The organism is uncultured Anaerococcus sp., assembly GCF_963510915.1.
Classification (GTDB): Bacteria; Bacillota; Clostridia; order Tissierellales; family Peptoniphilaceae; genus Anaerococcus.
The window spans coordinates 1-10,947 of sequence record NZ_CAUPHG010000058.1 but is presented as its reverse complement, the minus strand read 5'-3'; the positions used below and the strand labels follow the sequence as shown (position 1 = coordinate 10,947).

The following is a 10,947-nucleotide window of genomic DNA, read 5'->3' as shown; positions in this document are numbered from 1 at the left end:
ATATAAGATACCGAGGGCAGCTGACATTATCAGAAGAGGGACAGCTAGGGTGAGGATGGTAAAGATTGGTGATGAGAGGAAGTCGATTATAGCTTCCAAATTATCGCCAAAAAATTTCTCTGTTATATTTAGGATTTTGCTATCTAAAATCTTTAGGATAGTAGGTCCGTAAATTTGAAATATTAGCATAAACATGATAAAGGCTATAAAAATGACTGTGTAGATGATGCTCATCAACCTTTGCTTGATGGCCTTGGATTGGTGGGTCAGACCGTAGGCGTGGTTTATAGCCATGATTAGCTTGTCAACTCCGCTTGTCGCAGACCAAAGGGCAAAGAGGATGGTTAATGTGGTCACTGCTGCAGATTGGCTGGAGGCAAACATAATGTCTAGGGCCTTGATTATTAATTCTGCAGTTGACTTGGGAAAGAGGTTCAAAAACTCATAGATTATGTCTTCATTTCCCTTTAGAAAGGTCGATACTACAGACACCAAGACCATCATTAGGGGGATGGATGCTTGGAGAAAGTAGAAAGACAGGGCAGATGCGTAGGTCATTATGTCCTGAGTTTTGAGCCTATTTATGAAATTTTTTAAAAAATCTATGAACTTATGCTTTTTTATTTTCATTTTTCAGATGTTTATCAAACCAGTTTTTGATTTCTGTAAGCCTTTTTATCCTAGCTTTTGGCTTGCCAGATCTTGATAGTTCGTGGTTTTCTCCGTGAAAGACTACCATTCTTGTGTCTACTCCATTGAGTTTTAGTTTAGCATACATTTGGATACCCTGCTCGAGTGGGCAACGGTAATCGCAGTCAGCGTGGATGAAGAGGGTAGGGGTTGTGGCTTTATTAGCGTATTTGATTGGAGATTGATCCCACATTTTTTCTAAAGATTCCCAAGGATCTGCTGCTGTTTGGTCTGTGGCAAAGTAGTAGCCGATGTCAGATACTCCGTAAAAACTTGTCCAGTTTGAAATTGACCTTTGGCTTACAGCTGCCTTAAATCTGTCAGTGTGGCCTATTGTCCAGTTGGTCATGAAACCACCGTAGGAACCACCGTAGACTCCCATTTTGTCTGCATCTATTTGTGGGTATTTTTTAATAGCTTGGTCTACAAAATTCATCAAATCATCAAAGTCGATTTCGCCGTAGCGACCTCTGATGTCAGAATATTTCACACCCCTACCGCTTGAGCCGTGTGGATTTGTATAAATAATTATATAGCCATTTGAGGCAAGCATTTGGTGTTCGTGGTGGAAAATGTCAGAAAGTTCTGTTTTTGGGCCACCGTGAACAGAAAGTATGGTTGGGTATTTTTTATTTTTATCAAAGTCTTTAGGCAAGAGGACATAACCCCTTAATTCATCACCATTTGAATGGAAGGTAAATTCTTCGATAGGAAGGACATTTTCAATTTTATTTTCTACTAGGATTTGGTTTTTATTTTTGATTTTAAGTTCTGCAAGGTGGTCAGCTCCCATTTCTAGGTAGTAAATATCCTCATCTGTCACAAAGAAACCTTCTATGCAACCAGGAATTTCGAGCCTTAAATCTCCAGCAAGGTCGATAGAATATAGTTTTGCTTCCTCAAATTCAGTTGCGATAAAATATAGTCTTTTATTATGGACTTGGAAGGTCCTGTTGCCCTCAGCCCTAGCATCTGTACCGATAGAATTGCCAAAAGACTTATCGAAGTTTTCATCATTTACCATTTTTAGATTGCCATCAAAGTCAACTTGGTAAATAAAAGCGTCCTCATTAATTCCACCTTTTTTCATGTCTGTACCAACAAAAATTAGCCTATCTTCGATAAAGTTTAGGGTGTAGATTGAATAAGCTTTTTCTATAAGAACTTTTTCCTCGCCTGTCGCAAGGTCTTTTAGAATTATAGATTCAAGAAATTCCATGACACCATTTGGGTCAGTATGGCCCTTTACATAGGCAATTTTATCTAGGTCTTTGTTTATATCTAGGCCATGGACTTCATTATCCTTGTCTGATTTTAGGATTTCTGTAAGTTTGTCAGCCCTTTGATCGTAAAGGTAGTAGTAGACAGTTTCTTCCTTGAGGTAGCCTGCGCCATTTAGCCAAAAAGGAAGAGTGGTGACTTCTTCGTAGGCTTCGTTCTCTTTTTCTGCCTTTTTTTCTTCTTCGGTCTTTTTTGGGCTGGCAGATATTAGGTAGGTAGCATCTTTAAGGCATTTTATAGATTTTATATCCTTATCAAGTTTAAAGACAAGCTCTCCTATGCCATTGCCATCATTTTTATAAAAATAATCAAAAGAATCATCAGAGTCGTATTTATAAATTAAGTTAGCTTCACCATCAAAGGTGTAAAGGCTGGCTGATTTTTTGTCTGTAATCCTATAGGATTTTTCTAGCTTTTTATCGTAAATATATAAGTCGGCATCGTATTTGTTGTCTTTTAAGTTTGCCTGGGTCTTTTTGTAGGCAATTTTGTTATTATCATTAGAAACTTGAATTCCAGAAAGAAATTCATAGCCAAATAAGTCGTTAATTTTAGTCATAAAATCTCCTTTATTTTTATATTATAACTATACCCTTTTGAGCTGGGGGATAAATGTAAGAAGTAGGCTAGCTTGAATAAATCCCTAAATTAGCATATAATATAGGTGAGAGAAGCCACCTCTTATCCATCAAAAAAGCCGCAAAGCGCAAACTTTGTGATATTAGGTTAATGGTCCCCATAAGGGCATCAAAAAAGAGTAGCTGTGAACTACTCTTTTTTACTTTCTTTGTCGCGACTTTCTTTCCGATATTCGAAAATTATGTCTTTCAACAAAGGCAATATTAGGTTAGATACAATTGTAATAATTATATCAAATAAGGTCCCCATTTGGCACCACCCCCTTTCTTTTGGGGATGGTTTTATTATATCATATAAAAATTTTTTTATTAATAAAGTTTAAGGAAAAGGTTTTTGGGTATATAATAAATATAAAAGTTAGCACCGTGCTAACTAAATATAGGAGGGCATTATGAAACTAAATATCAAAGCTAAAAATTTCACCTTGACAGAAGATATAAGAATCGAGTCAGAAAAGAAATTTGATAGGTTAGATAAATATTTCCATGATGAAGAAGATATGGATCTAAAGTTTGCTAAGGAAGGCGTTGGCTATGAGCTTGAAGCTACTATGTTTTTGAATGGTGGCGCAATCTTGAGAGCAGAAGCCTTTGAGGAAACTTATGAGAATGCTATCGATAGGGTTATAGATGCTCTTGTTAGACAAATAAGAAAACATAAGACCAGACTCCAAAGGGGCAGACAAACAGGCGATAGCATCAAGTTTGAAGCCTTTGACCAAGAAACTCAGATAGATGAAAAAGAAGAAGAAATCAAGATAGCTAGGGAAAAAACTATCCCAGTTAAGCCAATGAGTGCAGAAGAGGCTATCCTTCAAATGGAATTGTTAAACCACAACTTCTTTGTTTATGAAGACGCAGACGACATGGAAGTAAGGGTTGTATATAAAAGGAAAAAAGGCGACTACGGTCTAATTGTTCCTACTAGATAAAAATAAACATACAATACCAGAACTTCCTATGTTCGGTGTTTTTCTCCTTTCTCCCACCAGCCGGTGGGAGTTTTATTTTGCCTAATTAAGGCAAGAAATTTTAAATTTTATGTTATAATTAGTATAAGAAAGGAAGGAGTAATGTATTCTAAAACTAATACCACATCCCTAATTGGCCTTGAGGGCAGGTTAGTGGAAGTTGAAAGCGATATTACATCAGGCATGCCAGCCTTTAATATAGTTGGTTTGCCTGATTCATCTATAAAAGAATCCAAAGATAGGGTAAGGGTTGCCCTTGCGAATTCATCCTACAAGTTTCCCGCTGGGAGGATTACTATAAACCTATCTCCAGCAGATCTAAAGAAAGAGGGAACCCAGCTTGATTTGCCGATTGCAATTTCTCTTCTAAGCTCGATGGGAGTTATTGATAGGGCCTATGATGATTATATTTTTTTGGGTGAATTATCTCTAGATGGTAGGATTTTGCCAATCAGAGGTGCTCTTGCTATGGTGATTTCTATGAGAGAGCAAGGTTTTACTAAATTTATTATATCAGAAGACAATAAGGAAGAATGTGCGATAATTTCTGATATCGAGGTCTATCCATTCAATAAGTTAAATGATGTTGTGGCTTTTTTGAATGGGGATTTGAAGAAGGATTTTTATAAGATAAATCCAGCCCTCTTGAATGAGGAAATTTCTTATGATTTGGATTTTAAGGATTTAAAGGGTCAAGAAAATCTCAAAAGAGCACTTCAAATAGCGGCGGCTGGCGGTCATAATTTGCTAATGGTGGGTCCTCCAGGATCAGGTAAGACTTTTTCTGCCAAACACCTGCCAACCATCCTACCAGACATGAGTTTTGAGGAAAGGGTAGAAGTGACCAAGATTTATTCGATAATGGGTCTTTTAGACAGGGGACATTTGGTAAGTGCAAGGCCTTTTAGGGCTCCCCACCATTCATCAAGTCAAGTTGCCCTAATAGGTGGTGGTCATTCTGTTCCAAAACCGGGTGAGATAACCCTAGCTCACAGGGGAGTCTTGTTTTTAGATGAATTTCCAGAATATCAAAAAAATGTAATTGAAGCCTTGAGAGAGCCTCTCGAAAACAAAGAAATAAACGTGGCTCGTGCCCAAGCAAGTGTGAAATATCCTTCAGATTTTATTTTAATCGCTGCAATGAACCCTTGTCCATGTGGAAATTATGGCAACCCTCTAAAGGAATGTACTTGTTCAATCAATGAAATTAGAAGGTATCTAAACAAGATTTCTTCACCGATATTAGATAGGATTGATATCCACATTGAGATAAGGCCTGTCAAATACGATGATTTGCATGATGATACGAAGTCAAAGTCTTCTGCTGAACTTAAAAGCGAAGTGGTAAGGGCAAGAGAAATCCAAGCTAAGAGGTACAAGGACGAAAAGATAAAGACCAACGCTTTATTATCCACAAGGCAGATGAAAAAATATATCAAACTAAGTCCTGAAGTTGAGAAAATTGGGCAGATGGCCTTTAATAAGTACAATTTTTCTGTAAGAAGCTATAATAAAATCCTAAAAATGGCAAGGACTATTGCAGACCTTGAGGCAAGTGAGGAGATAACAAGTAAACACCTCTTGGAAGCAGTAAGGTACAGGTCGCTTGATGATAAATATTGGAGTGTATAATGCTTGATCAAAGGCAAATAGCTGTTGATATTGACGGCTTTATAGAAAATTTAATAGGCAAGGCTGTAAGCCTTTCTGCATCAGATATCCACCTCCAACCAGAAGATGGCTATGGAAAAATTAGGCTAAGGATAGACGGAGCCCTTGTTGATATTATGCAAATTAAGAGGGGATATTTTGATATGCTATCTTCAAAAATAAAACTTTCCTGTGGGATGGATATTTCCCAAAAAAGAATGCCCCAGGATAGGGCCATGCAGTATGAGGCTTTTCCTGGTATTGACTTTAGGGTTTCTTCTGTGCCTACTATTCTCGGTGAGAAAATTGTAATAAGGATTCTTTCTGTTGATATTTTTATGAAAAACGCTAGACTTATGGGATTTTCAAATGACAGCAAGGATAAACTAGAAAGAGCCATAGGCAAAAAATCTGGCATAATTTTGATGACAGGGCCAACAGGATCTGGAAAAACTACTTCTCTTTATGCTTTGCTTGAAAAACTCAATAAGGAAGAAGTAAATATTATTACAATCGAAGACCCAGTTGAATATAAGATTGAAAATATAAACCAAATTTCAATCAACGAAAAAATCGGCCTAACCTATCCAGTTATTCTAAAATCCATCCTCCGTCAAGACCCGGATATAATAATGATTGGCGAAATTAGAGATAGGCAAACGGCAGAAATTGCAATTAGGGCAGCAATTACAGGTCACTTAATCTTATCAACTGCCCATACGAGAAATGCTTTTGCTGGTCTTATCAGACTAAAAGATTTGGGAGTAGAAGACTATCTCATAAGGTCAGCTGTAAATCTTTTAGCAGGTCAAAGGCTAGTTAGAAAACTTTGTGATTGCAAAAAAGCCGACAGGATGACAGATTATGAGTATGAAATAATGTCATCTTATATCAAAGTTGATAGGGAAAGGAAAATTTTTCGTCCAAATGGGTGTCCATATTGCAATGGTGGATATAGAGGGCGTCAGGCAGTAGAAGAAGTTATGAGCCTTGATAATGAATTTAAGGATATTTTAAGAAATTTTGGAATGGAAAGCAAAGAAATAAAAGAAAAACTAAAGAGGGATAAGTTTAGACCAATGATTGTAAATGGCCTAATTCAAGTCCTAGAAGGCGATACTTCCTTTGAGGAAGTCTTATCTGTTCTTGATTATTGAGGGAAATATGAAAAAAATAAGAATTTTTTTAGGTCTTGTGGTTTCGATAATAATCGGGCTTTCTTTATCTTTTATATTGAGAGATAAAAAGGTGCATTTTGACTATGAAGTTGATCCTAAATATTATTCCAAAGACCAAAGTCCCTTTGAAAATGACTTTGACTATGCCTTTGACACCCTAGAAAAATACTATGCCCTTTTTTATAGGAATGGGACATCTGATTTTTTGAAAAATCGTGATGAGTACAAGAAGGAATTAAAAAATTTAAGGACAGATAAAGAATTTTTTGACAAGATGAATAGGATTTTAGGTGACTTGGGAGATGACCATACTAATCTATTGGATAGTGAGGAAGTTTACGATATGAAGGATACCTTTGTACTTTCCAATAAGGAGGAAAAGGGAGAGGTTAATGTTGATTTGATTAATTATTTGTTTGGAACAAAAATTTCGTGTTTTTTCCATAAAATTTTTAAAGAATCTAAGGCTGTTACCAAAAATCTCATTACCCAAGATATAAATAAGGACATAGGCTACTTAAAAATCAGGTCAATGATTGACCCAGGAACACCTGATTTTGAGGAAGATTTAGACCTTCTAAAAACTTATCTAAAAAAATCAAAAAATAAGAAGGCTCTAATTATTGACCTCAGAGGTAATGGTGGGGGCAATGCTGCCTATACTTGTGATTACCTTTATCCAATGATTCTTGGCACAAAAGATTTTAAAGAAACTCATGAATATATTTTATTTAGGACAGATGAAGTTTTTAAATATGATCCCCAATATCCGGAATTAAGGAGTTCTATAAGTAAGATTAAGGAGTCAGACTTTAAATATATGGAAGAAAATATTCCTTTTCTTAGAGCCGATAAGAAGATGATGGATGATATAAGGAAAAACTATACCCACATCATCTATGATTCAGGATTTGAAAATACGGGTGACTTTGGTGATGAATATAGATTTAATGGAAATTTATATCTCCTCATAGATGGAGATGTGTATTCTTCAGCACAAAATGCAGCCCACTTTTTTAAGGACAATGATCTTGGGATGATAATAGGAGAAAAGACAGGTGGCGATGGGATAGGGACAAGTCCAGCCATGGTAAAACTTCCAAATACTAAGTACATCCTAAGATTTTCTCACGAGCTAGGTCTTAGGGAAACAGAATCAATCGAAGAATCAACCTATACAGTTCCAGATATAGAAATTCCTCAAAAAGATCAGTCAGAAATTCCTTCTAATGATGGGTGCGTAAAAAAAGTAATTGAAATCGAAGCTAAAAAATCTTGAAATTAGAGCCTTTTATGGCTCTTTTATTTTTTTGAAAAAATATCAGAAAAAAATTGACTTTCTCTGACCTTCCTAGTATATTATAAATGTAAGAAGTTAGCAGTCGAATACAGAGAGTGCTAATGAAAAATAAAGGAGTGAATAATTATGGCAAATCTTATTAGAAAAAATAATTCTTTATCTAGATACAATGATTTTTATGATATGGTGGATTCATTCTTTAATTCACCAATGGAAACAAACGTATTCGAGTCTTCTTTCAAGCTAGATGTAGCAGAAGATGATGATAAATTTTTGGTAGAAGCAGAGATGCCTGGTATAGAAAAGGACTCCATTGATATAGATTTTGATAGGGGACAACTTACTCTAACAGTCAACTCACAAACTGAAAATACAGATGAAAAGAAAAACTACATCCACAAGGAAAGAAAATCAACAAGGATGACAAGGTCAATGTATTTTGGAGATATAGATGAGGAAAATATTAATGCTAAACTTGAAAATGGCATCTTAGAAATAGAAATTCCAAAACGCAAGGAGGAAAAAACCAATAAAAAGATAGAAATTAAATAAAATCACAAGCAGCTAGGCTTTCCTGGCTGCTTTTTTGGTCCAAAATCACATAGATAAATTGCCCATCTTTGAGTATAATGACATAAGAATTTTAAAAGGGGACTTATGACGGAATTAAAAATACCAAACCACATTGCGATTGTCCTTGATGGCAATGGTAGGTGGGCAAAAAAACAAAATAGACCTAGGACATCAGGCCACAAGGAAGGTGCAGAAAATGTGATAAGGATAGCCAAGTCTTGTAAGAAATTTGGTGTCGACACCCTTACCCTTTATGCATTTTCTACAGAAAATTGGAAGAGACCAGCTAGTGAAGTTGGTTTTTTGATGGATTTATTAATTAAGTTTGTAAACACAAAACTTAAAGAACTTATAGAAGAAGATTGTAGTCTAAATTTTCTAGGTGATCTTTCAAAACTTCCTGCAAAGACCAAAGAAGCTTGCTTTGATGCTATAGAAAAAACTAAGGACAACAAGTCACTTGTAGTAAATATAGCCCTTAATTATGGGGGAAGGGATGAAATTGTTCATGCCTTTAAGGAAATAATTAAGAAGGGCTATGCCATAGACGATATTACTGAAGAATTAATCTCAGATAATTTATATACGAGAGGCCAGTCTGATCCAGATTTATTAATTAGACCTGGTGGTGAAATTAGGCTTTCAAATTTCTTAATCTACCAACTTGCCTACACAGAATTATATTTTACTGATGTTTTGTGGCCAGATTTCACAGAAGATGACCTTAGGGAAGCAATCCTTGCTTTTACAAAAAGAGATAGAAGATATGGTGGTTTATGATTAAGTTTTTAAACAGGGCCTTTGGTGGTGCTGTAATTTTAACACTTTTAATATTGATTACCTATTTGGGGAGGATTCCCCTTGCCCTTGGCGTGGCAGCTTTTTCCTATATAGCTCTCCACGAGCTAGACAAGGCTTTGAGGAAGATTGATCTTCATTTGCCTATGAAGTGCCTATATCTTACAAATGGGATAATCATGGTTGCAGCCTTTATAAATAATTCGGATATTTATATAGCATCTATTGTGGTTTCAGTTTTATTTTTATTTATGTATATTATTTTAACAGGCCACTATAGTCTATACGATGCCTTTGCGGCAGCCTTTGCCATGCTATATGTTTCGTTTTTGATTTCCCATATTTTGAGGATAAAAAATGTATCCTATGTTTGGATGCTTTATATAACAGCTTGGGGATCAGACACCTTTGCCTATTTGGTTGGTAGCCTTTTTGGTAGGCACAAGATGGCATGGATGGCTCACATCAGTCCACATAAGACCATAGAAGGCTCTCTTGGTGGCATTATCGGTGCGACAATTTTGAATATTGTCTACTGCCACGAATTTGGCCTTGAAAATTATATTAGAGAGATAGTTATTTTTACAATTATAGCTGCGATTATGTCTCAAATTGGGGACCTCATCGCATCTTATATCAAAAGACAAACTGGAATTAAAGATTTTGGTAATTTGATACCAGGACATGGTGGCATCCTTGATAGGTTTGATTCTATCATGTTTATTGCACCTGTCCTTTATCTTTTTTCTAGACTTTAAGGAGAATTAATGAGAATATTATTAGCGGTAGTTTTATTTTTGCTACTGATAGTTTTCCACGAATTTGGCCACTTTATTGTGGCTAAAAAATCGGGAATAAAGGTTAATGAGTTTGCTGTGGGCATGGGTCCCCTTATTTATTCAAAGGTAAAGGGAGAGACTACTTATTCCTTCAGGCTAATTCCTATTGGCGGTTATTGTGCTATGGAAGGCGAAGATGATGAGTCAAACGACCCAAGGAGCTTTGACAATGCTCCTGCCTATAAGAGGTTTTTAACCATCCTTGCAGGTCCTGTGGCAAATTTAATTATAGCAGTCCTTGTTTTCACTGTTGTTGGTCTGCTTAGTGGTATTATTACAACAAAAATTGGAGATTTTACTGAAAATTCTCCAGCCAAAGAGGCAGGCATGGAAGTTGGCGATGAGATTAGGAAAGTCGGCGATAGGGATATCAAAGAATTTGTCGATATTTCTGGAGCGATTTCTGATTTTTATAAGGATAAGGATTATAAAAAGCCTATTACAGTAGAGTATTTTAGGCAAAGTTCAGATACAGTGACAGCTGTAGATTTGAAGGTTGAAGTAAAGGACGGCAATGCCTATATTGGTATAATGCCTGCTAGGAAAAAGCCAAATCTTATAGAAGCTATAGGCCTAGGTTTTACTGAAACTTGGAAAAATGTAAAGATGATTTTTGTAATTTTAGGAAGACTTTTTACTGGCAAACTTGCCTTTGGAGCCCTATCAGGCCCTGTTGGAGTCCTAAAAGAATTAGGCAACCAAGCCCAAAATGGCCTTACAAGCCTACTTTACTTTTTGGCATATATCTCAGTAAACCTTGCAGTTTTCAACCTCTTGCCAATACCTGCCCTTGATGGGTCAAAACTTTTGACAAGTGGGATTGAAATGCTTACAGGCAAAAAAATCAACAAAAAAATCGAAGAGAAAGTTACCATAGTTGGATTCTTTTTGTTAATTGGTCTGATTATATTGGTTTCAGTTAAAGATATAGTAAATTTATTTAGATAAGAAGGGGAATATGCGTAAAGAAACAAGAAAAATTTTTGTAGGAGATGTTGCTGTTGGTGGCGGCTCTCCTATTTCTATCCA

The 10,947-nt window shown here is 36.0% G+C and carries 10 protein-coding genes; 8 read left to right on the top strand and 2 right to left on the bottom strand.

Annotated elements, in window-relative coordinates; translation table 11 throughout:
- Positions 1 to 630 (bottom strand): YihY/virulence factor BrkB family protein (locus tag RQ893_RS06035; protein ID WP_311482151.1); only part of this gene is annotated, 630 nt, incomplete at its 3' end.
- Positions 611 to 2,530: a S9 family peptidase gene (locus tag RQ893_RS06030; protein WP_311482150.1), complete on the bottom strand. Its 1,920-nt coding sequence runs from the start codon at positions 2,528 to 2,530 to the stop codon at positions 611 to 613. The genes RQ893_RS06030 and RQ893_RS06035, both read right to left, overlap by 20 nt.
- Positions 2,531 to 3,001: 471 nt before the next feature.
- On the opposite strand from RQ893_RS06030, the gene hpf reads away from it, so the two are divergent.
- The 8 genes from hpf to rseP all read left to right on the top strand — a co-directional run bounded on the left by hpf (position 3,002) and on the right by rseP (position 10,866).
- Positions 3,002 to 3,541 carry a ribosome hibernation-promoting factor, HPF/YfiA family gene (hpf, locus tag RQ893_RS06025; protein ID WP_311482149.1) on the top strand — a complete coding sequence of 180 codons (540 nt, stop codon included), beginning with the start codon at positions 3,002 to 3,004 and terminating at the stop codon, positions 3,539 to 3,541.
- Between the two features lie 141 nt (positions 3,542 to 3,682).
- Positions 3,683 to 5,212 (top strand): YifB family Mg chelatase-like AAA ATPase, encoded by a 1,530-nt coding sequence (locus tag RQ893_RS06020; RefSeq protein ID WP_311482148.1) that lies wholly within the window; start codon positions 3,683 to 3,685, stop codon positions 5,210 to 5,212.
- On the top strand, positions 5,212 to 6,387 hold the full coding sequence (locus RQ893_RS06015; protein WP_311482147.1) for a GspE/PulE family protein: 1,176 nt from the start codon (positions 5,212 to 5,214) through the stop codon (positions 6,385 to 6,387). Before RQ893_RS06020 ends, RQ893_RS06015 begins: the two co-directional genes overlap by 1 nt.
- A 7-nt stretch (positions 6,388 to 6,394) precedes the next feature.
- Positions 6,395 to 7,687 carry a S41 family peptidase gene (locus tag RQ893_RS06010; RefSeq protein ID WP_311482146.1) on the top strand — a complete coding sequence of 431 codons (1,293 nt, stop codon included), beginning with the start codon at positions 6,395 to 6,397 and terminating at the stop codon, positions 7,685 to 7,687.
- 147 nt (positions 7,688 to 7,834) lie between these two features.
- Positions 7,835 to 8,260, top strand: a complete 426-nt coding sequence (locus RQ893_RS06005) for an Hsp20/alpha crystallin family protein (protein ID WP_311482145.1) — start codon at positions 7,835 to 7,837, stop codon at positions 8,258 to 8,260.
- Between the two features lie 105 nt (positions 8,261 to 8,365).
- Positions 8,366 to 9,061: an isoprenyl transferase gene (locus tag RQ893_RS06000; RefSeq protein ID WP_311482144.1), complete on the top strand. Its 696-nt coding sequence runs from the start codon at positions 8,366 to 8,368 to the stop codon at positions 9,059 to 9,061.
- Positions 9,058 to 9,837 (top strand): phosphatidate cytidylyltransferase, encoded by a 780-nt coding sequence (locus RQ893_RS05995; protein WP_311482143.1) that lies wholly within the window; start codon positions 9,058 to 9,060, stop codon positions 9,835 to 9,837. Before RQ893_RS06000 ends, RQ893_RS05995 begins: the two co-directional genes overlap by 4 nt.
- Before the next feature lie 9 nt (positions 9,838 to 9,846).
- The gene (gene rseP / locus RQ893_RS05990; protein ID WP_311482142.1) at positions 9,847 to 10,866 is read left to right on the top strand and encodes an RIP metalloprotease RseP; all 1,020 of its coding nucleotides are present in this window, start codon (positions 9,847 to 9,849) and stop codon (positions 10,864 to 10,866) included.
- Positions 10,867 to 10,947: the final 81 nt, after the last annotated feature.

Bases quoted from the DNA above. Each gene is read 5' to 3' on its own strand.
- RQ893_RS06030 (WP_311482150.1), bottom strand. From the start codon at position 2,530: ATGACTAAAATTAACGACTTATTTGGCTATGAATTTCTTTCTGGAATT.
- hpf (WP_311482149.1), top strand. From the start codon at position 3,002: ATGAAACTAAATATCAAAGCTAAAAATTTCACCTTGACAGAAGATATA.
- RQ893_RS06020 (WP_311482148.1), top strand. From the start codon at position 3,683: ATGTATTCTAAAACTAATACCACATCCCTAATTGGCCTTGAGGGCAGG.
- RQ893_RS06015 (WP_311482147.1), top strand. From the start codon at position 5,212: ATGCTTGATCAAAGGCAAATAGCTGTTGATATTGACGGCTTTATAGAA.
- RQ893_RS06010 (WP_311482146.1), top strand. From the start codon at position 6,395: ATGAAAAAAATAAGAATTTTTTTAGGTCTTGTGGTTTCGATAATAATC.
- RQ893_RS06005 (WP_311482145.1), top strand. From the start codon at position 7,835: ATGGCAAATCTTATTAGAAAAAATAATTCTTTATCTAGATACAATGAT.
- RQ893_RS06000 (WP_311482144.1), top strand. From the start codon at position 8,366: ATGACGGAATTAAAAATACCAAACCACATTGCGATTGTCCTTGATGGC.
- RQ893_RS05995 (WP_311482143.1), top strand. From the start codon at position 9,058: ATGATTAAGTTTTTAAACAGGGCCTTTGGTGGTGCTGTAATTTTAACA.
- rseP (WP_311482142.1), top strand. From the start codon at position 9,847: ATGAGAATATTATTAGCGGTAGTTTTATTTTTGCTACTGATAGTTTTC.